The 23,888-nt window shown below is 68.9% G+C and carries 20 protein-coding genes; 10 read left to right on the top strand and 10 right to left on the bottom strand.

What is annotated here, in order from left to right:
- The first annotated feature begins 9 nt into the window (after positions 1 to 9).
- Complete coding sequence (locus tag E1288_RS04295) at positions 10 to 807, top strand: NAD-dependent epimerase/dehydratase family protein (protein ID WP_268951792.1); 798 nt, start codon at positions 10 to 12, stop codon at positions 805 to 807.
- 135 nt (positions 808 to 942) lie between these two features.
- Positions 943 to 1,746, top strand: coding sequence for an IclR family transcriptional regulator (locus E1288_RS04290; RefSeq protein ID WP_132480999.1), 804 nt, complete (start codon positions 943 to 945; stop codon positions 1,744 to 1,746).
- 13 nt (positions 1,747 to 1,759) lie between these two features.
- Here the strand turns inward: E1288_RS04290 and E1288_RS04285 are convergent, their stop codons facing one another.
- On the bottom strand, positions 1,760 to 4,726 hold the full coding sequence (locus E1288_RS04285; RefSeq protein ID WP_165967979.1) for an AfsR/SARP family transcriptional regulator: 2,967 nt from the start codon (positions 4,724 to 4,726) through the stop codon (positions 1,760 to 1,762).
- A gap of 154 nt (positions 4,727 to 4,880) precedes the next feature.
- On the opposite strand from E1288_RS04285, the gene E1288_RS04280 reads away from it, so the two are divergent.
- A complete protein-coding gene (locus E1288_RS04280; protein ID WP_132480993.1) occupies positions 4,881 to 5,792 on the top strand; it encodes an endonuclease/exonuclease/phosphatase family protein in 912 nt (303 codons plus the stop codon).
- 92 nt (positions 5,793 to 5,884) lie between these two features.
- Here the strand turns inward: E1288_RS04280 and E1288_RS04275 are convergent, their stop codons facing one another.
- From E1288_RS04275 to E1288_RS04265, 3 genes are read right to left on the bottom strand one after another with little or no spacing between them, the layout of a single operon-like run.
- Positions 5,885 to 7,438: a zinc-binding metallopeptidase family protein gene (locus E1288_RS04275; RefSeq protein ID WP_132480990.1), complete on the bottom strand. Its 1,554-nt coding sequence runs from the start codon at positions 7,436 to 7,438 to the stop codon at positions 5,885 to 5,887.
- A complete protein-coding gene (locus tag E1288_RS04270; protein WP_132480987.1) occupies positions 7,435 to 9,048 on the bottom strand; it encodes an amidohydrolase in 1,614 nt (537 codons plus the stop codon). The genes E1288_RS04275 and E1288_RS04270 overlap by 4 nt, the downstream gene beginning before the upstream one ends.
- Positions 9,049 to 9,082: 34 nt before the next feature.
- Entirely contained in the window at positions 9,083 to 10,390 is a 1,308-nt protein-coding gene (locus tag E1288_RS04265; RefSeq protein ID WP_132480984.1) for an MFS transporter, read from the bottom strand.
- 121 nt (positions 10,391 to 10,511) lie between these two features.
- On the opposite strand from E1288_RS04265, the gene E1288_RS04260 reads away from it, so the two are divergent.
- Together E1288_RS04260 and E1288_RS04255 are read left to right on the top strand one after the other, a co-directional pair.
- Positions 10,512 to 12,062 carry a PucR family transcriptional regulator gene (locus E1288_RS04260; protein WP_132480981.1) on the top strand — a complete coding sequence of 517 codons (1,551 nt, stop codon included), beginning with the start codon at positions 10,512 to 10,514 and terminating at the stop codon, positions 12,060 to 12,062.
- Between the two features lie 60 nt (positions 12,063 to 12,122).
- Positions 12,123 to 12,887 carry an SDR family NAD(P)-dependent oxidoreductase gene (locus E1288_RS04255; protein ID WP_132480978.1) on the top strand — a complete coding sequence of 255 codons (765 nt, stop codon included), beginning with the start codon at positions 12,123 to 12,125 and terminating at the stop codon, positions 12,885 to 12,887.
- A gap of 52 nt (positions 12,888 to 12,939) precedes the next feature.
- On the opposite strand, the gene E1288_RS04250 is transcribed toward E1288_RS04255, so the two are convergent.
- The gene (locus tag E1288_RS04250) at positions 12,940 to 13,272 is read right to left on the bottom strand and encodes a LapA family protein (RefSeq protein WP_235883326.1); all 333 of its coding nucleotides are present in this window, start codon (positions 13,270 to 13,272) and stop codon (positions 12,940 to 12,942) included.
- Positions 13,273 to 13,490: 218 nt separating this feature from the next.
- A complete protein-coding gene (locus E1288_RS04245; protein WP_132480972.1) occupies positions 13,491 to 13,802 on the bottom strand; it encodes a hypothetical protein in 312 nt (103 codons plus the stop codon).
- Positions 13,803 to 13,899: 97 nt separating this feature from the next.
- On the opposite strand from E1288_RS04245, the gene E1288_RS04240 reads away from it, so the two are divergent.
- Positions 13,900 to 14,730, top strand: a complete 831-nt coding sequence (locus E1288_RS04240; protein ID WP_132480969.1) for a helix-turn-helix domain-containing protein — start codon at positions 13,900 to 13,902, stop codon at positions 14,728 to 14,730.
- An 18-nt stretch (positions 14,731 to 14,748) separates the two neighbouring features.
- Positions 14,749 to 14,943 carry a DUF397 domain-containing protein gene (locus E1288_RS04235; protein WP_132480966.1) on the top strand — a complete coding sequence of 65 codons (195 nt, stop codon included), beginning with the start codon at positions 14,749 to 14,751 and terminating at the stop codon, positions 14,941 to 14,943.
- A gap of 59 nt (positions 14,944 to 15,002) precedes the next feature.
- Here E1288_RS04235 and E1288_RS04230 read toward each other — a convergent pair whose 3' ends face one another.
- The 3 genes from E1288_RS04230 to E1288_RS04220 all read right to left on the bottom strand — a co-directional run bounded on the left by E1288_RS04230 (position 15,003) and on the right by E1288_RS04220 (position 18,014).
- A complete protein-coding gene (locus E1288_RS04230; RefSeq protein WP_132480963.1) occupies positions 15,003 to 15,662 on the bottom strand; it encodes a hypothetical protein in 660 nt (219 codons plus the stop codon).
- Between the two features lie 156 nt (positions 15,663 to 15,818).
- Positions 15,819 to 16,379: a tetratricopeptide repeat protein gene (locus E1288_RS48560; RefSeq protein WP_132480960.1), complete on the bottom strand. Its 561-nt coding sequence runs from the start codon at positions 16,377 to 16,379 to the stop codon at positions 15,819 to 15,821.
- Entirely contained in the window at positions 16,380 to 18,014 is a 1,635-nt protein-coding gene (locus E1288_RS04220) for an NB-ARC domain-containing protein (protein WP_132480957.1), read from the bottom strand. It abuts the gene before it with no gap.
- 281 nt (positions 18,015 to 18,295) lie between these two features.
- Here E1288_RS04220 and E1288_RS04215 point away from each other — a divergent pair, with 281 nt between their 5' ends.
- Positions 18,296 to 19,855, top strand: coding sequence for a phosphodiester glycosidase family protein (locus tag E1288_RS04215; protein WP_132480954.1), 1,560 nt, complete (start codon positions 18,296 to 18,298; stop codon positions 19,853 to 19,855).
- A gap of 126 nt (positions 19,856 to 19,981) precedes the next feature.
- Here E1288_RS04215 and E1288_RS04210 read toward each other — a convergent pair whose 3' ends face one another.
- Complete coding sequence (locus E1288_RS04210; protein ID WP_132480951.1) at positions 19,982 to 21,004, bottom strand: Lrp/AsnC family transcriptional regulator; 1,023 nt, start codon at positions 21,002 to 21,004, stop codon at positions 19,982 to 19,984.
- Positions 21,005 to 21,163: 159 nt separating this feature from the next.
- On the opposite strand from E1288_RS04210, the gene E1288_RS04205 reads away from it, so the two are divergent.
- Both E1288_RS04205 and E1288_RS04200 read left to right on the top strand, forming a co-directional pair.
- Entirely contained in the window at positions 21,164 to 22,666 is a 1,503-nt protein-coding gene (locus E1288_RS04205) for an AbgT family transporter (protein ID WP_207954169.1), read from the top strand.
- 29 nt (positions 22,667 to 22,695) lie between these two features.
- The gene (locus E1288_RS04200; protein WP_132480948.1) at positions 22,696 to 23,844 is read left to right on the top strand and encodes a M20 family metallopeptidase; all 1,149 of its coding nucleotides are present in this window, start codon (positions 22,696 to 22,698) and stop codon (positions 23,842 to 23,844) included.
- Positions 23,845 to 23,888 lie beyond the last annotated feature (44 nt).

Genomic DNA, 23,888 nt, shown 5'->3' with positions numbered 1-23,888 from the left:
AAAGCCACGTTGCAGCAACGCATTCTGATCACCGGCGCGGCCGGGGTCGTCGGCACCATGATGCGGTCCCGGCTGCGCCGCGAGGGCCGAGTCCTGCGGCTGCTCGACCGCGAGCCGCTGCCGCCCGCGGAGCCCGGCGAAGCCGTCGAGCCGGTCACCGGAACGCTGACCGACCCGGACGTGATGGCCGCCGCCTGCGACGGCGTCGACGCGATCGTGCACCTCGGCGGCCACAGCCGGGAGAACTCGTGGGCGGAGACGCTCGCGGTGAACATCGACGGCACGCACACCGTGCTGGAAGCGGCCCGGAAAGCCGGTGTCGGCCGGGTGATCCTGGCCTCCAGCAACCACGCCGCCGGGTTCCGCCTGGTCGCCGACGCGGGACCGGACGGCCTGCCCGCGGATTCGCCCGCGCGGCCGGACACCTACTACGGCGTGAGCAAGGCCGCGATCGAGGCGCTGGGCAGCCTGTACCACTCCCGGTTCGGCATCGACGTGATCTGCATCCGCATCGGCGCCTGCTTCGAGCGCCCGTCGGACGTGCGCGCCCTGTCCCTGTGGCTCTCCCCCGACGACGCAGGCCGCCTCTTCGAGGCGTGCCTGGGCCATCCGTCGCCGGGCTACCGCGTGATCTGGGGCGTCTCGGCCAACACCCGCGGGGTCTGCTCCCTGGCCGAGGCGGAGGAACTGGGCTACCGCCCGCAGGACGACTCGGAGCGGTTCGCCGCGGGGGCCGCCCCGTCCGACCCCTCGGCCCGCTACCTGGGCGGCCCGTTCACCACCGCCGCCCTCGGCGAGCCGAACTGACCGCAGTTTCAATTGAAACTGTCGTCCTCGGTGCACCGGGACCGGCCGACTGCGTGAACAGTGTTCATGTATGCGAACGGGTCGTACGACTGACTAGGATCGTGGCGCTGCCGTGGAGCGAAGGAGGATGCCGCGATGCCTCAGCCGGCCGAAGTTTCCAGCGCGGCGGGCGGTACCGACGCCGCCGGCGTGAAGTCCGCCCGCCGCGCGATCGACCTGGTCGAGACCTTCGCCGCGCAACCGTCCTGGCTGTCGCTGTCCGATCTGCACGTCCAGACCGGATTCCCGCGCTCCAGCCTGCACGGGCTGCTGCGCACGCTGCTCGACGCGGGTTGGCTGGAGGCGGATTCCAGCAACACCCGGTACCGGCTCGGCGTCCGCGCGCTGATCTGCGGCACCGCCTACCTCGACCGCGACCCGGCGATCCGCTACGCCACCGAAGCGCTTGAAGAACTGCGCGAGCAGACGGGCTTCACCACGCATTACGCGCGCCTGATCGGAAACCAGGTGATCTACCTGGAAACCCGCGAGTCGGCGAACTCGACGTACCTGACGTCCAAGATCGGCCGCACGCTGCCCGCGCACGCCACCGCCCTGGGCAAGGCACTGCTGGCGGAGCTGACCCGCGAAGAGGTGGCCGAGCTCCTCCCCGACCCGCTCCCCGCGCTCACGCCGAACACCCTGGTGTCGCTGGACGACGTCCTCGAGGCGTGCGCGACGACGCAGGAACGCGGCTACGCGGCGGAAATCGGGGAGGGCACGCCCGGCATCCGCTGCGTGGCGGCGGTGGTGCCCTACCGGATCCCGGGCACGGACGCGATCAGCTGCTCGATGCCGATCGAGCAGACGACGGACGCGAAGGCGCGGAAGGTGGGCGAGCTCCTGGTGAAGGTCACCGCGCAGCTCGCCCAGCGCCTCCGCCGCGAAGGCATCCGCTGAACGGCGCGCTGCATCAGGTCCAAAACCGCTCGTCCACGCCGAGTTGGACGAACAGTTCGCTCGCCTGCACGCGGTGCCCGATGCCGTGCCGGCCGAGGGCTTCGAGGGTCTGGGCGAGTCCCCAATGCGCACGGGCCAACTGGTACGGGTCGCTGGCTGCAGCAAGCGCCGACTCGTGCTGTGCCAGCGCAGGGCGATGCTCCCCCAGCTGTCGGAGGGCCGCGCCGAGATCGTTGAGCACACCACTGTCCGATGCCGGGCTGCCCAGTTTCGAGATCAGGTCGAGGGTCTGGTCCACGAATCGCCGGGCTTCGCCGTCGTTCCCGGCATCGGCGTGAACCAGTGCGAGATTTCCCAGCGAGTCGATCTCCTGCCCCCGGTTGCCGATCTCCCTGCACAGCGCGATCGAGTCCTGACAATGCTCGATCGCTTCTTCGTACCTGCCGGTTCGCCCGCAGACGTTGCCGAGGGTGTCGTTGGCGGCGGCCGCACCGTACCGGTCACCGACCTGTCGGTAGAGCAGCAGCGCATGCCGGGTTTGCTGCTCGGACCGTTCGTAACGACCAAGCCTGGCGTTGACGATGCCCAAGGCGTTCAGCGAGTTGGCCTGCCCTGTGATGTCGCCGAGCTCCTCGGAAAGGCTTGCGGCGCGCAGCGAATTCTCGATGGCTTCGGTGTAGCGCCCGCGAAGCACGCACGCGATGCCGAGGTTGCCGAGCGCGTTGGCTTCGCCACGACGGCTATCCGCGAGGCGCCACAGCGGCAATGCGCGCTGGAGGTGATCGATCGCTTCGTCGAGGCGTCCCGTCACCGTGAACCCGGTTGCCAGGTTGGTTTGCGTCTCGGCCCGGAGCTCGGCGGGCACCGAATCACCGGCGTTGTCCAGCACCAGCCGATGCGTGCTGATCCAGTCCGCGAAGTGGCCCCTCAGCAGGAAGAAACGCCCGAGGGCCTGGGCGAGTTCGGCTGCGTGCGGCGGCCACCCGCTGGTGCACGCCATCTCGATTGCGGCCACCAGGTTGCGGTGCTCGGTTTCAAGCCAGTCCATCGCCGCGTCGAGGTCGACGAGTTCGGGCAGCGGTGCCGTCGAGGCCGCGGCAGCACCCCTGAATCGACGCCTATTCGGGTGTACCAGGTCCATCGCGGCGTGGGCGGCGTGCACGTACCAGTTCATGAGCCGCGTCAACGCCGGTCGGGTTCGCCCCTGATCTGCGCCGTCGGTGGCGAAGGCGCGGACCAGGTCGTGCATCCGGAATCGGCCAGGCGATCGCTGCTGCACCAGGTGCGCTGTCTCCAACTCCCTCAACAGCAACCGCGTCCGGGAAATCGGCGCAGCGGCAAGGGCCGCGGCGGCCGGCAAACCGATGTCGCCGCCCGGGGACGCACCGATCAACCGGAACAGCGATGCCGCCTCGGTGCGCACCGCCTGGAACGACCAGGAGAACACCGCTCTCAGGTTGGTGGCGACCTCACCGGCGTCCAGCGCATCCAGGCGTTCCGAGGTGTCCCGCAGCTCCGCGGCGAGGACCGACAAGGGAAAATCCGGATTGGCGTCCGCACGAGCGGCGACGATGCAGACGGCGAGCGGGAGCCCGCCGCAGGCCCGCAGCAGCTCGGCGACGGAATCGGGTTCGGCGGCGACCCGTTCCCTGCCGATGTGGTCGGCCAGCAGATCCATTGCTTCCGCGTCGGCGAGGACGTCGAGGTCGAGCACGTGCGCGCCGCGCGTGCGCAGACCGGTCATCTTGTGCCTGCTGGTAACCACTACCGCGCAAGCGGGGCTGCTCGGCAGCAACGGCTCGACCTGCGCCGTATCGCGAGCGTTGTCCAGCACGACCAGCAGCCGCTTGGTGGCCACCAGACTTCGGTACAACCCCACCTGGGCCTCGAAATCCACCGGTACGGCGGCTGAATCCACACCGAGGGCATCAAGGAATCCGCGCAGCACCGTCGACGGCGGCATGGGTTCGCCGCTCGGGTCGAACCCGCGCAGGTTCACGTAGAGCTGCCCGTCCGGGTACCGGTCGGTGTTCTGGTGCGCCCAGTGCAGCGCGAGACAGGTCTTGCCCGCGCCACCGATCGCCGAGATCACCGCGATGGCACCGTGATCGGGCCGGGATTCCACCGTCTTCGTGAGCCACCGGAGCTCGTCGGCGCGGCCGGTGAAGAGTCTCAGCGGCGGGGGAAGCTGGCGAGGGGCAGGTGGATGCGCGTGCTCTGCCGAAGATTCGACCGGCGGCGCTGCGAGATCCGGGTCGCCAGTCAGGATCTGCTGGTGCAGGCGTCGCAGCGCCGGACCGGGGTCGGCGCCGAGCTCCTCGGCGAGCAGCCGGGTCTGCTCGAAGCACTCCAGGGCCGTGGCCTGGCGGCCGCACCGGTACAAGGCGCGCATGAACTGGCCGATCACCCGCTCGTCCAGCGGATACCTGGCGGCCCTCGCCAACAACTCGGCGAGCATCTCGTCGTGCTGCCCCAAGCGGAGTGCGACGTCGGCGCGATCGAGTTCGGCCAACAACCGCTGCTGGTGGAGCGCCTCCCGCTGGGCGTTGTACCAAGGCGTGTCCAGCTCGCCGAAGGCTTGGCCACGCCACAAGCCGAGCGCGCGGTCCAGCGAGCCGAGTGCCTGCCGGTCATCGGAATCCTCGCGGGCTTCGGCGACGAGTTGGTGGAACAGGTGCAGGTCCACCGATCCGGGGTCGATGGTGAGGACGTATCCGCCGGCACGTGCGCTGAAAGACACGCCTTCGACACCGGCCAAAGCACGTCTGAGCCGCGACAGGTAGCTGTACAAGGTCTCGCGGCCCCGGCGTGGCGGCTCGTCTCCCCAGACCCGATCCACCAGCTGCTCGGCCGACACCGGCTTGCCGGCGTCGACGAGCAGGGCCGCCAGCACCGATCGCTGCCGGGCATGCCCGGAATCAACAGGCACGCCATCGACGACCACGCCTATCTCGCCGAGCACGCGGAACTCCACCGTCACCGCGACCCCCAATGGCAGACCGGCCGGACAACTTGTATATCGGCACCGACCAGCACATTCAAGGTCGCTCGCAAGGTTCCCCCAGGCCCGGCCGAGCACCGTTACCTGTACGGCGTAATCGCCGAACCACGAAACTGCGGGGAAGGAAAGTCCGATGCGAAACGGCAGACGAAGCAAGGCGAGGCTGGCGATGGTGGCCGTGGCGACGAGCGCGCTGTCCATGGTCGCGCTGAGCGGGGTCGCGCCCGCGGCGGAGTCCGCAGGCGGCAAGATCAACAAGTACCGCGTCATGACCTGGAATTCCCACGGGCAAGACTGGTCCAACCCTGAGATGATCGCCGGCGTGATCAAGGAGCTCAAGCCGCAGGTCATCGCGCTTCAGGAAACTTGCCTGAACGATGTGGCCGAGGCCCAGAAGATCCTGAAATCACAGAAATTGGCGTACTACATCTCCTATGGCCCGAATGTCCCGAACTACGCCTGTGGCCATGGACCTTTAAACCATGGTATGGCAATCCTGTCCGCTGCCGAGGTCACCGAAGAGCGCAACGTGGAATACCCCTACGACGAAGGCCCCACGGAAAAGCGCGGCTACCAGATGCTCACCACCACGATCGCAGACAAGAAGGTCCGGGTGTTCAACACCCATCTGACGGCCAGCGAGAAGGGCGGTACGGACGATTGGCTGCGGAACGATCAGGCCAAGCGGTTGGCGCGAGAGGCCGGCCGACACGACCGGGCGCTGGTGCTCGGGGACTTCAACGCAGAGCCGTGGTCGGCGTACGGAAAGAACCGCCCGATGCGCCACATGTTCAATGCGGGCTTCAAAGACGCCGACCGCGACTGCCGGCCGGCGAAACGCAAGGCGGAAGAGGCTCCGAGCAACCACCACACCAGTGCGGAGCCGGACGGCGCGTGCCTGGCAACACTGGTCAACAATGAGGCGAACCCGCCAGCGATCAGGAAGTTCGACTACATCCTCCTGCGCGGTCTCACCAACAAGAACATCCAGCTGCACACCTCGCATCCGACCGACCACCGGATCTTCGTCACCGATGTGAAGTGACCGAACCGGCGAGGCGCTGTTGGTTTGGCGCGAACGGCCTGTTCGCCTCGATAGACGAGGTGAACAGGCCGTTCGCTTCACCCACCGTCCGCTCAGGTGCCCTGCCAGCCCGAGCCGCGGGCGGTCGTCACGTACTCCGGCCACGGGTAGTCGTGCGGGGCCTCGAAGTCCTTGGGCAGCAACGGTTCCGGGGACTCCGCGCGGCGCTCCTCGAACTCGGCCTTGGCCGCCGCCAGGACCTCCGGGCTGCGGGCCAGGTCCAGGAGCGTTCCGGCGATCGTCTTGGCCGCGCAGATGATCGTCGGGTCGATCGTCGCCGGGATGCCACCGAGGGCGTTCATCGCCCAGCTCGGCGTGGGGCGGCCGTCGATCGGGGCCAGCGCCGGGCGGGCGATGTAGAGGCGGGCCGTCGGGGCGTAGTGGGTCATCTCGACGTAGTCGTCGGACGTCCAGTTCCGTTGCGACGGCGGGATGTTCTCGCGCAGCAGGCGTTCCGCCTCGGTCGGTTCGACCAGCCGGGAGCACTCGGCGAGCAGCGGGTCCTCGGTCGGCTCGACGCCGAGCGAGCGCTGCACCTCGCGCGCCACCTCGACCGCCTCCGGGCCGTACTCCGGCGGCCCGACCTGCGCCAGGTTGCGGTAGGTCACCTCCGCCATCGCATGGTTGGCCAGGCCCGGCCGGTTCCGCGACACCCAGCGGGTTTCGAGGCCGCAGTGCGCCGTGCGGGCCGCGGCCTCCGCGTTCGCGTCGAGCACCCGCAGCACCTGCTCGGCCGTGGCGATGTCCGGGCAGCGCCAGGAGTACTGGATCTGGGCGATCCCCGCCGGGAGGTTGTCCGCGGTGGCGTTGCCCGCGCTCAGGATCGCCTCGGACAGCGACCAGCCGCCGAACGCCGGGGCCATCGAGTCCTGTGTGGACTTCGTCAGCGAGTACATCGTCATCAGCGCGGCGTTCGCGCCGGGCGCGCGGGCCGCCGAGTGGGACGCCGGGATCGGGCTGCCCGGGTCCGCGACGCCCCAGGTCTCCGGTTCGTCGCAGCGGAAGCTGTAGATGCGGCTGTAGTACGCGCCGCAGTGCGTGTCCCACCGGACCGTGTTGCACAGCGGCAGCATGTAGAACGGGTGGAAGCTGATGATCGCGTCCACGTCGTCGTAGTAGCCGCGCAGCCCGTGCACGACCTTGGAGCCCTGCACCTTCTCGGCCGGTTCTCCGGTGTAGCGGATCGTGCCGCCGATCCCGTTGCGCTGCATCGCTTCCTTCGCCGCCAGGACGGCTCCCAGGGTGCTGATGCCCAACGCCGAGTGCGGGTCGGTGTGCCCGGGCGCGTGCGGGCTGACGCCGGACCGCGGTTCGGGGCGCGGCGCGCCTGCCTGGCAGTTGCCCGGCACCGCGTCGTACTCGGCGTAGGTCAGCAGCGTCGGGCCCGGGCCGTTGCGCCAGGTCGCGGAGAACGCGGTGGGCATTCCGCCGCTGCCTTCCTCGACCTCGAAGCCCTCGCTCCGCAGCAGGTCCACGTACCAGGCCGCCGAGCGGTACTCCCGCCACGCGGGCTCGGCCAGCTCCCAGATCCGGCCGTGCCACTCGGACAGCCGGGACCGGTTGCGGTCCACCCAATCCCACGCGGTGGATTTCGCGGTGTCGCTCATGCCCGGTACGCCACCTCTCCGTCGAGGATCGTGCAGTGCGCGTCGACCTTCCGCAGGTCCTCGTCCGCCGTGGTGCGCAGGTCGTGGTCGAGCACGACGAGGTCGGCGAGCTTGCCCGGCGCGAGCGAACCGAGGCGGTCTTCCAGCCGCAGGGCGTAGGCGGCGTCCAGGGTGTGCGCGCGCAGCGCCTCGTCCAGGCTCATCGCCTGCGCGGCACCGATCTCGCCGCCCTCCCGGGTGCGGCGGCAGACCGCGTTGGCGATGGTCTCCATCGGGCGCAGGCTGGAGACGAACGAGTCGCTGGAGAGCACCGGCACCACTCCGGCGTCCAGCTCCTCCCGGATCGGCTGCAACCGGTGCGCCCGCTCGGGGCCGAGGCGGCGCACGAAGTCGGTGCCGCTGTCGTAGAGGAAGTTCGGCTGGTTCACCGCCACCGCGCCGAGATCGGCGAGCATCCGCACCTGTTCGCGGGTCGGGTAGCCGCAGTGCTCGATGCGCGGCCGCGGGTCGTCGCCGGCCACCCGCACGGCCTCGACGAGCCCGTCGATGGTGTTCTGCATCGCGAGGTCGCCCTGCGTGTGCACCGCGACCTGCCAGCCCGCCGCCGACGCCCGGCGCAGCAGGTCGGTGAGCTGCTCGGGCTGCCAGTACGAGCTGCCGGTGAACTCGCCGCGCTCCCCGTACGGCTCGCGGAACAGCGCGGTGCCGCCGAGGAGGCTGCCGTCGGAGTAGAACTTCATCGCCCCGAGCCGCAGCCAGTCGTCGCCGAACGGGCCCGCGAGGCCGAGCGCGGTGAGGCCGTCGAGCTGGTGCGACAGCGGCATGCAGACGGTGCGCAGCGGCAGCGCACCCGCGGCCTTCGCCGCCCGGTAGACCAGCATCTCGCGCCGGGACACCTGCGGGTCGCACACCGTGGTGACCCCGGCGGACAGGTAGTTGTCGCGGGCATCGGCGAGCCAGCCGAGCAGCTGCTCGTGCGGCAGGTCGGTGTGGAAGTTGGGGCCGTGGCAGCCGATGTCGGCGGCCAGCGGCAGCAGCAGCTCCATCGCGCTGTCCAGCACCATCCCGGTCAGCCGGCCGCCCTCGTCGCGGACGAACGCGCCGCCAGCCGGGTCGGCCACATCGGTGGCGATGCCGCGCCACTTCAGCGCGGCGCTGTTGACGACCGCCTGGTGGCCGGAGACGTGGTAGATGATCACCGGGTGCTCGGTGGTCGCCTCGTCCAGCTGGGCCTGGGTGACCCGGCCCTCCGGGTACTTCGCGTCGTCCATGCCGAACGCCCGGATCCACTGGCCCGCCGGGGCGCTCGCGGCCGCCTTCGCGATCGCCGCCACCAGGTCGGCCGCGCTGGACACCCCGGGGCTGCGCACGTTCACCGCCGCCAGCGACTCCGCGGTGGACAGCAGGTGGTTGTGCGGGTCGATGAACCCGGGCACCACGGTCCGGCCGCCGGCGTCGAGCTCCATCGCGCCGGGTCCCGCCGCGGCGCGGACCTCGGATTCCGCGCCGCAGAGCAGGATCTTGCCGTCGCGGATGGCAACGGCCTCCGCGCGCGGCCGGCGCTCGTCCACGGTGCGGACGTCGGCGTGCGTGATGACCAAAGTGGACACGGTTGACCTTTCGAATCGTTCTGGAAGCTGCAATTCAGGCGCGCTGGGTGATGGCCGCCGGCTCGTCGTCGACCTGCCGGGCCTTGGCCGTGCAGGCGATCGCGACCAGGCACATCACCACCAGCAGCACCACCACCGGGATCGGGGTGCCGAACGCCGCCAGCAGCGCGGTGCAGGCGATCGGTGCCAAGCCGCCGAAGACCGCCCCGGCGATCTGGTAGGACAGCGAGATGCCGGTGTAGCGGACGCGCGGTTCGAACATCTCCGCCAGGATCTTGGGCAGCGGGCCGTAGGTGCCGGACATGCCGATGCGCATCACCAGCAGCAGCGCGACGATCAGCGCGACGTTCCCGCTGGGCACCACCAGGAACTGCGGTGCGGCCAGCACGGCCACCGCGATCAGCCCGCCGATCACGATCCGCCGGGCGCCGACGCGGTCGCCGAACCAGGCGGTGATCAGCGTCGCGACGATCTCCAGGAACGCCGCCGCGCTCAGCGCGTTGAGCATCGTCGTCTCGGACACGCCGATCTCGGGCGTGGTGGCGTAGGCGAGCAGGAACGTCGTGACGATGTAGTAGCCGCCGACGGCGACCGGCAGCGCGCCGATGCCCATCAGCACCGACCGCCACGAGGTCCGTAGAACCTCCTTGACCGGGGCCTCGTTCGAGGTGTCCTGCTCCCGCAGGGCCTCGGCGAACACCGGGGACTCCTCCACCCGGAGCCGGATCACCAGCCCCACCAGCACCAGCACTGCGGACGCCAGGAACGGGATCCGCCACGCCCAGCTCAGCAGCGCCTCCTCGCCGAAGGCCGACACGATGCTGAACGCGCCGGTGGCCAGCAGCGCCCCGGCGGAGTTGCCGATCTGCGGGAAGGATCCGAAGAAGGTCTTGCGGTGCTCCGGCGCGTGCTCGACCGCGATCAGCGCCGCGCCGCCCCACTCGCCGCCGACCGCGAGGCCCTGGATGAACCGCAGCACCACGAGCGCGATCGGCGCGAACGGCCCGATGGTGTCGTAGGTCGGCATCAGGCCCACCAGGAACGTCACCGCGCCCATGATCAACAGGGTCGTGACCAGCGCGGACTTGCGGCCGACGCGGTCACCGAAGTGCCCGAACACGATGCCGCCGAGCGGCCGGGCGAAGAATCCGACGGCCAGCACCGCGAACGAGGCCATCATGCCCACGAACGGGTCGGCATAGGTCGGGAAGAACAGCTTGCCGAGCACCAGCGAGGCGGCCGTGGCGTAGACGTAGAAGTCGTACCACTCGATGGTCGTGCCCACGAACGATGCGAACGCGGCCCTGACGGCCATTCGCGGCGAAGCGGTCGAATCGCTCATGAAGTCCTCCGTCGGCGCTGGGAGCGAGTGCAGCGACTGTAGGACCGCGGGCGGAAAAACGCCCTGGGCGAACCGTACACTTTCGCCGTCTGAGTTGGGCGATTCGCACAAGGGTTGATCTATGGCGCTGCGGATGGCGGATGTCCTGGGCCTGCCGGGACTGGACCTGCGCCTGCTGGCCGGGGCGGGCGGGCTGCACCGAGAGGTGCGCTGGGCGCACGTCATCGAGCTGACCGACCCAGTGCCGTGGCTGCGCGGCGGCGAGCTCGTGCTGACCGTCGGGCTCGGCCTGCCGGACGACCCCCAGGGCCAGCGCGACTACGTGCGGCGGCTGGCCGACGCGGGGTGCGCGGGCCTCGGCTTCCCGCCCGGCGAGATCCGGACGGAGCTGCCGCCCGCGGTCCTGCGGGCCGCAGATGAATGCGACTTCCCGGTGGTCGCGGCCGTCGAGAGCACGCCTTTCATCGCGATCACCGAAGCCGTCGCCCAGTGGTACGCCGACCACCGCTCCCGCCAGGAGCGGCAGGCACTCAAGGCGCAGGACGCGATGGCGCGGGCGGCGCTGCGCTCCGGGCCCGCCGGGATCGTGCGCGAGCTCGCCGCCGGAGCCGGTGGCGAGGTCCTGCTGCTCGACTCCGCCGGTCACGTACGCGCGGCGGAGCCGCCGGAGCGCCGCGACTGGCACGAGGCGGTGCGCGCGGCCGTGCGGCGCGGCACGCGCGGAGCGCTTGGAACGACCTTCGGCGACTGGGAGATCCACGTGGCGAGCACCGGCATCTCGGGCAGCCCGAGCGGCTGGCTCGCGGTGGCGTCCGCGCCGCCGGTCGCCGCGCACGTGCGGATCCTCGCCAACCACGCGGCCAACCTCGTCGGCGTCGGCGTCGAAGGCGTGCGCTCGGCGCGCGCGAAGACCCACCAGCAGCGCGCAGCGTTCTTCGCCGCCGCGCTGGAGGAGAACTCGGCGACGCTGTGGGACCGGCTGGAGGACGCCTGCCCACTGCCACCCCCGCCCTACGAGGTGGTGGCGCTGCGAGCCGGCGGCGCCGAGCCGCCGAAGCTTGCGCGCCTCGTGCTGGACACCCTCGCCGAGGTCATAGACGACCCGGCGCTGGAGGAACGGCTGGTGGTCTGCCCGCTGCCGGAGGCGCTGGTCGCCGTCCTCCCCGACGCAAAGCCCAGGACCGGCCGTGCGCTGGCCGAGCGGCTGACCGCGCGGGCCGGGCAGGTTCGCGCGGGAGCGGCGACCGCCCGGGACCGAACCGAGCTGCCCGCGACGATCTATCGCGCCACGAGTGCGATTTCCCGCTCCGAAGACGTCTACCGGCACGCCGACGAGCTCGCCGCGAGCGCCCTGTTCCAAGGCGTCTTCGACGGCCCGGCGGTCGACCGCTTCGTCGACTCCGCGCTGGAACCGTTGCGCCGCCAGGACGAACGCCGCCGCGCGGGCACCCCGAGCCTCGTGGACTGCGTGCGGACTTTCCTGGACGAAGGGCAGAATCTGGAGGCAGCGGCGCGAAAGCTCGACATCCACCGCAACACGCTTCGCTCCCGCCTGCGCACCGCCGAACGCGTCACGAACCGCTCCCTCGACCAACCCCAGGACCGCCTGGAGCTCTGGCTCGCGACCACTCTGGAACGTCCGGACGCGACGGCCGATTACCGCCAGACTTGATCCGCTTTCGCCGGAAGTATCGGGCTTGTCCGAGAAAACGGCGAAGCGATCGAGGAAGAGATGAACACGGCACGTTTCGAGTCCAAAGTGGTCTTGGTGACCGGGGCGACCTCAGGCATCGGCGAGGCCACGAGCCGGCGGCTGGCCGCCGAGGGCGCGGCGGTGGTCCTGGGCGCGCGAAGCAAGGACGTCGGCGAGCAGCTGGCGGCCGACATCCGCGGCACCGGGGGCCGGGCGCTGTTCGTGCCTACCGACGTGACGGTGGAGAGCGAGGTCGCGGCGCTGGTGCGCGCGGCGATGGAAGAGTTCGGCCGGCTGGACGGCGCGTTCAACAACGCGGGCGCTGTCAGCGCGTTCGGCGCGGTGCAGGACATCGACGACAACAGCTGGCGCGCGGAGATCGACCTCAACCTGAGCGGCGTGTTCTACGGGCTGAAGCACCAGGTTCCGGCGATCCTCTCGTCCGGTGGCGGCGCGATCGTCAACAACGCATCGAACCTGGGCGTGGTCGGCATGGGCAGCGTTTCGCCGTACACCGCGGCGAAGCACGGCGTCGTGGGCCTGACCAAGGCGGTCGCGCTGGAGAACGCCGCGCAGGGCATCCGCGTCAACGCGATCGCTTCCGGCGCGGTGGACACCCCGGCGTTCCGCAGCACCATGGGCGCGACTCCGGAAGGGGAAGCGCAGATCGCCGGCCTGCACCCGATCGGCCGGGTCTCCAAGCCCGAGGAGATCGCAGCGTTCGTCGCGTTCCTGCTCAGCGACGAGGCCAGCTTCATCACGGGCGCCAACCTGTCGATCGACGGCGGCTTCACCGCGCAGTGAGAAGACAGCCGTGGCCGGCGGCGGCCCCCCGCGCCGCCGACCACGGCCACCGTCATTCCGGCTTGCGCAGCCGGTGCTTGGCGGAGCGGCGCAGCTGCAGAATCCGGGCGGTGCCGACGAGAGCCACCAGCAGGGCACCCGCGAGCACCGCGAAGATCATCGCCACGCCGAGCGGCAGATTCCCCGCGAGCCACAGGAAGTGCACGGTCACGCTGTCGGAGTTCTGCACTATGAAGACGAGCAGGAACACCAGCACGATCACCGCGACGACAACGGAAACCCAGATCCCACCGGTCCGGGTCCGTTCCAACCGCTCCTCTTCCGGCCCGTGCCCAGCACCGCCGACGCCCTCGCCCTCGCCCTTGCCAACTCCGTTCTCAACCATGCGGATCATCATCAACGCCGGTCGGCCCGAAACCCCCCACGCGCGCCGCCCCATCCCCCGATCGAGTAAGCCCGAAAGCCGACCGTCGCAGCGCGTGACGCCCGTAGGCTTCGGCGGTGACGGCGGATCCGAGGAGAGCGGCCATGCCGAGAGTCCCTTCTGGGACGGGCCTCGCCGCGCCGGGGGAAATACTGCGGCGAGGCCGGACTGGGGGTTGATCAGAAGTCCCAGACAGTGGAGGGCGAGCCGCGCAGCCGGTATTCCGCGACGCAGCCGTCGCACTGGATCGTGATGCTAGCGGTTCTCGGTGTCTCGGGATACGGAGTGCCGAACGGGATCTTCACGCCTTCTCCGCACAGCGCAACGACTTCCGTACCGGCGGGCCAGCGGCCGGGCTTGTCGGTGATGCCGTGCCGAACCTTCGCGCCGGACGGCACGATCCAGTACACGACGTCGTCCCGCCGAGCCAACACAGAAGCCGCATCGAACTCCGCCCACCAGGCCACGCCAATCAGCCCCAATCCACCCATGATTCTGACACTGTCAAAGATATTCTTGACAGTGTCAGATCAACAGTCGATGGATCGGGTGAATGATCAACGGTTCGTTCGCGCATAAGGTGGCGGCATGTCAACTGCACGGCGGCGGCAGCTGGGGTCTTGGCTGACCAAACTTCGAAACCAAGCAGGCTGCAGCGTCGAAGACTCAGCCGAGCGCCTCGGCTGCTCGACATCGAAAATTCGCCATCTTGAGGCGGGACGGAGCAAGATCAAAAAGGTCGAGCTCACGAAGCTGCTCGACCTGTACGAGGCCAGCGACGAGGTCCGAGCCCAACTCGACGAGACGCGCAAGCAGGCCGAGGAACGCGGCTGGTGGTCGAGCTACCGTTTGCCCGAGTGGTTTGAGCCCTACGTCGAATTCGAGTCGACGGCCGTGGAGGTCGCAAACTTCGAACTCGACCTGATTCCTGGTTTGCTTCAGACAGAGGAATACGCACGCGAGATCCACCGAGCTGGGCGCTACGACACCGATCCCCGCGACATCGACCGACGTGTCAAAGCACGGATGACTCGACAGAACCGCCTCTCATCTGATCCGCCTCTGCAGCTGCGCGCAGTCGTCAGCGAGGCCGCCTTTCATCGTCAGGTCGGCGGCCCTGACGTGATGAAGGAACAGATCACGCACATCATCGAGCAATGCCAACGCCCGAACGTGATTCTCCAGCTGCTGCCCTACGAAGCTGGCGCACATGCATCGCCGAGTGGGACATTCGTCATCTTGTCCTTCCCTGACCAGGAAGAAAGCATCGGCTTCCTCGACACCCCGCTTGGCGGGCACACGGTCGACGACGAGGACGAGGTGTCGGCCCTGCGCTACCTGTTCGACGAGCTGAGGTCTGTCGCTCTGTCTGCTCCCGCATCACTCGACCGGCTACGTAGGCTGGTCCAAGCTGATTAGCAGGCGCGGGAGGACCAAATGGAGCTATTACCGACAAACTGGCGGACGTCGTCGCGCTCGAAGAGCGGTGGCCAGTGCGTCGAGGTCGGGAGGGTGGCGTTAGACGCGGCGGTGCGGGACAGCAAGGACCGCGCCGCCGGGTACTTCACCGCGACTCGCGCGCAGTGGTCGGCGTTCATCGCCGCAGTGAAGGACGACCGCTTCCCTCGTTGACCCCGATCGTGTCTGGGTGAGGGGCACTCTTAGCCAAGTAACTTGGTTAAGAGTGCCCCTCACTTGTTGAACAGCACCGAGCGAATCAGGTTCCAGAGCTCGAAGAGGACCATCAGGTCGACTATCGCCAGCGTCAGGTGAGCTCGGACCCAGTTCCGGCGGTCGCTTTCCTTGAGTAACTTGAAGATGCGGATGCTCTGGATCACGCTGCGCGGCGCGCAGGATGCGAGCCCGACCAGTGCTCCGACCGTGGCCAGGTCGCTGATCAGGCTCGTCACCTTGACTCCTGCCGCTTCCGCTCGGTCTGCGACCATCAGGGCCAGGAAGGTTCCGGCGAGGGTGCAGATCGCGGTTCGCGACAGCATCAGTTCGGTGAGCTGGCGAGTCGAACGCACTGCCGCCGTCGGTTGAGCGCGGGATGCGCCGAGCCACTGCGTGGCGCACAGGCCGCGCAGGATCAGCCAGATCGCGAAGAGACCGACTGCGAGAGCGCCGGTTTGGGCCCACGCCGGCGCTTGGTCCCGCGACCACGTCAGCCAGATCTCGGGCTTGATGACGGCGGAACAACCCAACGCCAGAACAAGAACGAGCCATGGCGGCTTCGGGCTGGACGAACGCTCGTCGGAAACCTCGACAGGCTCCGGAATCGACCGGGCCGGAACGGTGGTCGTCCGGCCGGCAGGGCCGCGCTTCTGCTTCTTCCGCTTGTTGTTCGCCACGTGCCCCGCTGTCCACCGGCCCCGATCTTTCCCGCGATCGAAACTACCAGCCGCGAGTGCTTGCTCTGGCTAGAATCAGGCACGCACTCACGAGCGATTTTCCCAGCGCTGCAACCGCACTTCGTCAGGTCGGGCCAGAAGAGGTTTCAGAGCACGCTAACCGGTTGCGCCTGGTCCCGATGTGGTGCCGTCGTCCAGCGTGTTGAGGTGAGTGCGAACGGTTTCGGCGTCAGGATGCCCGAGCTCTTCAAGAACGGCGAGTGCCGACTGCCAGGCTTTCCGAGCTTCCTCCACATCACCACTGGCGTATAGGGCCGCGCCGAGGTCGTTGAGGCTGGTCGCCTCACCCAACCGGTGCCCAACGCCGCGACAGTGCTCCACGGCCCGGCGGGAAGTACGTACCGCGTTGTCGATGTCTCCTACGCGGAGGTATGCGGATCCGAGGTAAGTTAACGCGTAGCCCCGCGAGAACTCATCGGCAATGATCTCGAGGGAGCGGTGCAGATGGGCGAACGCTGCGGTGAAGTCGCCGAGGTGGACCAACGCGCGCCCCAGCACGTAATCAGCTGTACCCGATTTTTTGACCTTCCCATCGGAGTTGTCCTCCATGCGTAGCGCATGGCGCGCGGAAGCCGCCGCGTCCGCGTAACGCCCCAACTCGTTGAAATTCGCCCCAAGTGCGGTATACGTAGTGGCTTCCCAGTGGCGCTCGTCCAACTAGGCGAACAATTTCGCGGCAGCTTGTTGGTTGTGAACAGCTGCATCGAACTCCCGATGGAAATAGTTTGCCGTAGCGAGGTCGACGAGTAGGCGCGCCTGTGCAGGGCGGTCTCCGCTTACCTTGGCGCCCTTGAGCCCAGCAGTACAGCTGATCTTCAACTCGTCGATCAGTCCACGCAGTTTGAACGGGTAGGTGGCTACGTGCGCTAACCAGGGGCCACGCGTCATTCCGAGTGCCACCGCCTGCCGGATGGTGGCCAGCACGCTGGTGTGCTCGGCATCCCACCAAGCTAGGGCTTCTTCGTAGGTGGTGAAGTTGCGGCGCAGATGCTCATCGGTGTGCTCCAGGTCAGGCAGCCATCGGATCGGTTCCAGTCGTTGACTGGCGGCGTGGGTGGTGTAGAGGTGGTGGTCGAGCAGGCGTTGTAACGCCGTCGTGCGTTCCTGCTCGCTGTCGTCGGTGTGTGCGCGCTCGCGCGCATAAGCACGCAGCAAGTCATGGAAAACGTAGCGGTCTCCCGCACGCCGGGTGAGCAGGTGTGCCCGAGAGAGCTCGGCCAGCATCCGCCGAACTCGGGGCTGGTCCACCCCGGCCAGAGCGGCAGCCGCCCCGGAACTGATGTCCGGCGAGTTGGGTAGTCCGAGCAAGCGGAACATCCGAGCGGCTTGCGGGGAAAGCGAGCGGTAGGACCACGAGAACACCGCCCGGATACCGGTTCTTCCGCCCACATCGAGAGCATCGAGCCGGGCGCGCTCGTCGCGCAGGTCGGCGGCGAGGTCGTCCAGTGGCACGTCGGGCTCGGCGGCGGCCTGTACAGCGACCAGCGTCAGCGCCAGCGGCAGCCCCGCACAATGCTCCAGCAGTGCCGCAGCCGCCTCCGGCTCATGGGCCAGGCGCTCGGCACCGAGATAGCTCGCCAACAACTGGCGACCTTCGTCGCGGGTGAACGTGGTCAGCGAGAGCCGCTGCGCCCCGTGATGGGCGACGAGCCCGTCCAGTCGCTGGCGGCTGGTGACGACTACAAGGCACCCGGACGAGCCTGGCAGCAGCGGCAGCACCTGCTCGGCATCGCGGGCGTTGTCCAGCACCAGCAGCATCCGCCGCCCATGCAACAGCGTGCGAAACTGCGCCGCGCGGGCATCTTCTGTGACGGGCACCGCCTCCGGAGCCATTCCCAGAGCGGTAAGAAACCCTGCCAAAGCCTCAGCTGGAACCATCGGCTCGGCGGCCGGGTCGAAGCCCCGCAGGTTGACGTAAAGCTCCCCGTCGGCGAACTGCTCCCGCTCCTGGTGAGCCCACTGCACCACCAATGTCGACTTACCCACCCCAGCGAGCCCATCAATAGTCGACACCAGGACGGTATGGTCGCTGCCAGCGCCCTTGAGCAGCGTGGTCAACGCGTCTTGTTCAACGGCGCGGTTGATGAAATACCGCACCGTCGCGGGCAACTGACGCGGCACCACACGTGAACCCGACCGACCGGCCGGGCCGTGAATGTGCACGTCTCCATGCACGTTCTGGGCCTGGACGACGTTCTCAGCGGCCGACGCGCTGTTGTGCGTGCCCTCGTGCGGAGATCCCACGCTGACCCTCTCGTGCATGCCGTTCCGGCGACCGAACTTACCAGTCATGAGTGCTCGCTCCGCTGAGAATCGGGCACGCGCTCACGACCGGTTTCCCCAGTGCTGCAACCGCACTTCGTCGTTCTGGTGGATCACGGCCGTTGCGGTCGTTGAGCTTGTGGTGTTGTTCTTGTCTCAAGTCGGTAGAACGCCCGGTCCTGTCCGTGCCGCTTCCCTCCGGGCGTTGGTTTCGTTGTTCGCGGGGCGTTCAGGGGAGATTCAGCAGGGCGATTCGCGTGCGTCGTCATCAGCCATTGAGGTGCATCGAGCGAGTACGGAGGGAGAACTCGATGTTCAAACCTGATGGGCGGTCGCTGGGCGCGGGATTGCTCGCGATGGCCCTGGTGGTGACCTGTCCTGGGACCGGTGTTGCCGACGGTGCCGCTCCAGATCCGGTACGGGATTGGAAACGCACCGACGTGTCTCCGGGAGTGACCCTGTACCAGGGGGAGGTGCGTGGCAGGGCCGGCTCCGACTTCTGGACCGTGACCGTACGATTCGCCACCCCGAACGGTCCTGAGCACCTGGCGGCCGAGGCCGATGCTCAGGCGCTGGCGGACGAGCTCCGCAGTGGCGGATTCGAGCCGAGGGTGGAGCGCGTCGACTGGACGTCCCTGGTCGATGTCGCCCCGGGAACGGTCGGGTGGCGGGTCCGGACCGGCGGATTCGGCGGCCGGGATCAGGCTGCGGAGCTGGAGCGGAAGGTGGACGAAGCGGGCTTCGACGGCATCGTCGAGTGGACCGGGGCGGACGCCCTGCCGGACACCGGCATCGCCCGCACCACCGTCGCGATCGTCGACCCGGCGCAGTTCGACGGCGAACTGGCCGCCGACTACGGGACGTCGGTCGCGGGCCGGGAGAAGCTGACCGACATGTCGGCGCGACGGGACGCGATCTTCGGCATCAACGCCGGATTCTTCGTGATGGAGGACAAGGACGGGATCCCGGGAGCCTCTGCGGGAATCGCGGCCTACAACGGTCAACTTCAGAGCGCGGCGACGAACGGCCGCGTCGGGCTGGTCCTCTCCGGAGACGGCTTGCGTCCGCGGATCTCGAAAATGTCCACGGCCATCATCGCGACCGCTCGCGGGCAGCGCCGCCTGGTAGACGGGATCAACCGCATCCCCGGCAAGATCCGCAACTGCGGCGGCGTCGGCGGTGACAGCCCGACCGAGCGGCCGCAGCACGACGTGACTTGCACGGACCCGGACGAACTCGTCCTCTTCACCGACGAGTTGGGAGCCCCGACCCCGGCAGGCAACGGCGTGGAAGCCGTTCGCGATCGAACCGGCCGGGTCACCGAGGTCCGCCCGTCAGGTGGGCTGGTTCCGGCCGGAGGCACAGTCGTGCAGGGAGTGGGCGAAGCGGCCCACTGGCTGTCCGCGAATGCGCGGCCGGGCGAACCGCTGCTGGTCGACCAGCAGATCCACGACGAGGCGGCTCGGCCCGTGCGCCTCGGGCCGAGCGACGACATCATCAACGGCGGGCCGGAGCTGGTCCGCAACGGTCAGGTCCGGGTCAACCTCCAGGAGGACGGGATCATCCACGACTCCCCGACCTTCGCCTACACCTGGGGGCTCAAGCGCAACCCGCGAAGCATCATCGGGGTCGATGAGCAAGGCCGGATCATCCTTGCCACGACCGAAGGCCGCATGCCCGGTTTCAGCGACGGATGGGGGTTGCAGGAAGCCGCCGAGTTCATCCGCTCCCTGGGCGCCGTCGACGCGATGGCGCTCGACGGCGGCGGCTCGGCTGGAATGGTCGTCAACGACAACATGGTGACGACACCCTCCGACGCGGCCGGTGAGCGCGCCATCGGCGACGCGTTGTTCCTGTTGCCTCGCCGCTGACCGTGACCGACGGGGCATCCGGGCAACTCGGATGCCCCGTTCCCTCATGGTCCAATTCGGACTGCCGCGGTCGCGCCGCACTGCCGGAAAGCCGGAAGCCTCGATCACCACGACGAGGCTCGAAAGTCAGGGGCGCGGTGGCAGGACGGCGTGCACTCGATCGCCGAGCAGCACGTCGTTGTCGCGGTCGATCCACTGGCGGCGCAGGACCGCGAGCGCCGTCGACATGTTGAGGCCGTTGATGCCCGGGAGCTCGCCGATGTCTTCGGTGACGAACCGGGACAGGTGGTCCTCGTCGCGGAACACCGCGTGATGGGTGATCGATGCCGGCCCTGCCGTCATCACCGTGAAGCGGCCGGACGGGTGTGCGCCCAGCGCTGCCAGCACCGCGGGGATGTGCTGCGGTTGGACGTCGAGGGTGATCAGCGCCGTGAGCGGGAAGCCGAGGACGGCCGGTTCGATCTCCACCCGGGGGCGGGCGGCACCCGCTTCCAGCACCGATTGGATCAGCCGGTACGCGGTCGACCGGCTGACGTCGAGTTCGCGGGCGGCTTGCGCCGCGGTGATCCGGCCGTCGTCGAAGAGCAGTCGCAGCGCGTTGAACTCGGCTTCGCCGAGCGGTCCGACGGTCTCCGGCGGCGAGCTGGGGTCGGCGTCGACGTGCCCGCGCAGTGCGGCGGTCTGCTCGTCGGTGAGCCGGTCGAGGTGCCACGCCACGGCCTGCCGCGCCGTGCGCAGCACGAGGTGCGACTCGATGGACGCGATGCCCGGTATGGCGGGCAGCGTCCGGGTCAGCAGGCGGCGCAGGTCGGTTCCCGCCAGCGGGTAGATGGTGCAGTGGATGTCCGCGTCGCCGCTGGTGATCAGGATGGACTGGGCCTCGGGGACCTGCTGGATCGCCGCCGCGACGCTGGAGGTCATGCCGGGCTCGCACTTGATCCACACCACGTAGGGGTTGGCCGTGAGGATCAGCGACCAGTGCACGGTGGAGATGAAGCGCAGCAGGCGGCTGTCCTGCAGCCGCTGGATCCGCCGGCCCGCCGTGCTGGCCGACGTGCCCAGGACCTCCGCGACGGCGTTCAGCGGCGCCCGGGGCGTGAGTTGCAGCGCGGCGACCAGATCGAGGTCCGCGTCATCCAGTGTTTGCAAAACCTCACCTCGCGTTGAACGTTCCACCCGTTTCCTTCGCCTACGTTGACACAAGCCTGCACCTGAATATTAGATGCGGGATCAAATCACCGTATTGCGAAGGCGGAGGGGCATTTGAGCGAGGTGACGACTCGACGACGTTCGGTGACGTCGTTGGTGATGCGCGTGCTCGACGTGGTGGACCGGGTCGGGAACAAGCTGCCGCATCCTTTCTGGCTCTTCGTGATCCTGAGCGCGGTGGTGGTGCTGGCGAGCTGGCTGCTGGCCGCGCTCGGCGTCTCCGCGATCTCCCCGGTGGACGGCAAGGAGGTCGGGGTCAAGAGCCTCGTCTCCGGCGCCGGGGTCCAGATGATGCTCGGCGACCTGATCAAGCACTTCGTGAACTTCCCGCCGCTCGGAATGATCGTGGTGGTCATGCTCGGCGTGGCCATCGCGGACAAGACCGGGCTGCTGGCGGCGATGATGCGGGCCGCGCTGGCCAGGGTGCCCGCCGGACTGGTCACCTTCTCCGTCGCGCTGACCTCGATGTTCGCGCACCTGGCGTCGGATGCCGCGTTCGTGGTGATGATCCCGCTCGGCATGATCGTGTTCCGGGCCGTGGGCCGCAGCCCGATCATCGGCGCGGTCGTGGCCTACGTCGCCGTCGGCGGCGCAAGCAGCATCAGTCCGGTGATCGAGGCGTCGGACGCGGTCTTCGCCGGCCTGACCACGTCGGCCGCGCACACCATCGACCCGGGCTACCTGGTCACCCCGGTGTCCAACTACTACTTCTCGGCGGCGTCCTCGCTGCTGCTGGCGGTCTCGATCACCGTGGTGACCGAACTCGTCGTCGCCCGCCGGGTCGCCGCGATGAACGCCGTCGAGCCGGAGCTGACCGATGTCGACGAGCTGCCCGACATGTCCCTGTCCGCCGCCGAGCGCACCGGGGTGCGGCGGGCACTGATCGCCGCGGCGCTCTTCCTCGCCGCGGTGGTGCTCGCCGTGCTGCCGAGCGGCTCGCCGCTGCGCGGTGAGGGCGGCTCCATCGTGGACTCCCCGCTGATGGAGAACGTCGCGGTGATCATGATGCTGTTCTTCATGGTCATCGGCACCGTCTACGGCCTGACGGTGAAGACCATCAGCTCGGCCAAGGACTTCCCGGAGCTGATGGGCCAGGGGCTGCGCGAACTGGTCCCGGTGCTGGTGTTGTTCTTCGCGGTCTCGCAGTTCCTCGCGTACTTCAAGTGGACCAACATCGGCCAGGTCATCGCGATCTCCGGCGCGGGCGTGCTGGACTCGATCGACGCGCCGCCCGTGGTGATCTTCGTGAGCGCGGTGCTGCTGATCAGCGCGCTGAACCTGCTGCTCACCAGTGGCTCGGCGATGTGGGCGCTGGTCGCCCCGGTGCTGGTGCCGATGCTGATGCTGCTGGACATCCACCCGGAGACCACCCAGGCCCTGTTCCGCGTCGCCGACGCGCCGACCAACAGCCTCACGCCGATGAGCCCGTACTTCGTCATCGCGCTCGGATTCATCCGCCGCTACCGCCCGTCCGCCGGGATCGGCACCCTGATGTCGCTCGTGCTGCCGCTGGCGCTCGTCAACCTGTGCGTCTGGGTCCTGATGTTCCTGGCCTGGTACGCGCTCGGCATCCCGCTCGGCCCCGGCGTTCCCGTCCGATGAACCACCCCCGACGCAGGAAGGCGCACGAATTGTCCGCGAAGCCGTTGTCCACTTGGTGCCGAGACCGGCTGGACGAGCTGCTCGGCGATGTGTCGATGCTGGTGCACCACGAGTCGCCTAGCAGCGAGAAAGCGTTGCTGGACAAGACAGCCGACTCGATCACGACGTGGCTGCGGGACCGGCTCGGCGCACCGTCCCGGCTCACGCGGCACGAACACGCCGAGCACGGCGACCTGCTGGAGGTGACCTACGCCGGCTCCACCGAAGCGCCCGTGCTCATGATCGGCCACTACGACACCGTCTGGCCCGCGGGAACTGTGGACGGGTGGCCGTTCGCCGTGCGGGAGGACGGGACGGCGACCGGGCCGGGCATCTACGACATGAAAACCGGCCTCGTCACCGGAGTCTGGGCGCTGCTGGCGCTGCGCGCGTTCGACCTGCCGTGCCCGACCGTCCGGTTCATGTTCAACGGCGACGAAGAACTCGGCAGCCCGATGTCCCGCCCCCACATCGAACGCGCGGCGCCGGACTGCTTGGCGACGCTGGTGCTGGAACCGGGCGTCGGCTGGGACGTCAAGGCGGAGCGCAAGGGTGTCGGGATCTTCACCGTCACCGCGCACGGCGTGGAGGCCCACTCCGGGAACAACGCCACCGACGGCGCCAGCGCGGTCCACGCGCTCGCCGAGATCATCCACCGGCTCGCCGGCGAAGCCGACCACGAGCGCGGCACCACGATCAACGTCGGCACGATGAGCGGCGGCACCGCCCGCAACGTCATCGCGGGCAGGGCGAGCTGCCTCATCGACATCCGGATCAGCGACCAGGCCGAGGCCGACCGGATCGACGCGGTCTTCGCCGGGCTCCGCGCCGGCGACCCGCGGGTACGGGTGGAGGTCGACGGGAAGTGGAGCCGCCCGCCCATGCGGCTCACCCCGGAGAGCAGGCGGCTGTTCGGCCTCGCCGACGAGGTCGCCGCGTCCGTGCGCGCGCCGCTCGAACCGATCAGCGTCGGAGGCGGCAGCGACGCGAACTTCGTTTCCGCACTTGGCCTTCCGGTGCTCGACGGCCTCGGCGCCAGCGGCGACGGCGCACACGCCCTGCACGAGCACGTGATCGTCGACGACATCCCGGACCGGGTCGCACTCGTCGCCGGACTGCTGCGCCGAATCGCCGAGTGAGCCGGTGCGGGCTTGGCGCTGGTGCCAAGCCCGCACCGGCCGCC

Source organism: Saccharopolyspora elongata (genome assembly GCF_004348985.1).
In the GTDB taxonomy this organism is placed as follows: Bacteria; Actinomycetota; Actinomycetes; order Mycobacteriales; family Pseudonocardiaceae; genus Saccharopolyspora; species Saccharopolyspora elongata.
This window is presented reverse-complemented; position numbering and strand designations above follow the sequence as displayed.

Excerpts from the sequence above, each read along its gene's own strand:
- E1288_RS04260 (WP_132480981.1), top strand. The coding sequence starts at position 10,512 with ATGGCGCTGCGGATGGCGGATGTCCTGGGCCTGCCGGGACTGGACCTG.
- E1288_RS04290 (WP_132480999.1), top strand. The coding sequence starts at position 943 with ATGCCTCAGCCGGCCGAAGTTTCCAGCGCGGCGGGCGGTACCGACGCC.
- E1288_RS04255 (WP_132480978.1), top strand. The coding sequence starts at position 12,123 with ATGAACACGGCACGTTTCGAGTCCAAAGTGGTCTTGGTGACCGGGGCG.
- E1288_RS04235 (WP_132480966.1), top strand. The coding sequence starts at position 14,749 with ATGGAGCTATTACCGACAAACTGGCGGACGTCGTCGCGCTCGAAGAGC.
- E1288_RS04275 (WP_132480990.1), bottom strand. The coding sequence starts at position 7,438 with ATGAGCGACACCGCGAAATCCACCGCGTGGGATTGGGTGGACCGCAAC.
- E1288_RS04215 (WP_132480954.1), top strand. The coding sequence starts at position 18,296 with ATGTTCAAACCTGATGGGCGGTCGCTGGGCGCGGGATTGCTCGCGATG.
- E1288_RS04205 (WP_207954169.1), top strand. The coding sequence starts at position 21,164 with ATGCGCGTGCTCGACGTGGTGGACCGGGTCGGGAACAAGCTGCCGCAT.
- E1288_RS04250 (WP_235883326.1), bottom strand. The coding sequence starts at position 13,272 with ATGGTTGAGAACGGAGTTGGCAAGGGCGAGGGCGAGGGCGTCGGCGGT.
- E1288_RS04245 (WP_132480972.1), bottom strand. The coding sequence starts at position 13,802 with ATGGGTGGATTGGGGCTGATTGGCGTGGCCTGGTGGGCGGAGTTCGAT.
- E1288_RS04240 (WP_132480969.1), top strand. The coding sequence starts at position 13,900 with ATGTCAACTGCACGGCGGCGGCAGCTGGGGTCTTGGCTGACCAAACTT.
- E1288_RS04280 (WP_132480993.1), top strand. The coding sequence starts at position 4,881 with ATGCGAAACGGCAGACGAAGCAAGGCGAGGCTGGCGATGGTGGCCGTG.
- E1288_RS04265 (WP_132480984.1), bottom strand. The coding sequence starts at position 10,390 with ATGAGCGATTCGACCGCTTCGCCGCGAATGGCCGTCAGGGCCGCGTTC.
- E1288_RS04220 (WP_132480957.1), bottom strand. The coding sequence starts at position 18,014 with ATGACTGGTAAGTTCGGTCGCCGGAACGGCATGCACGAGAGGGTCAGC.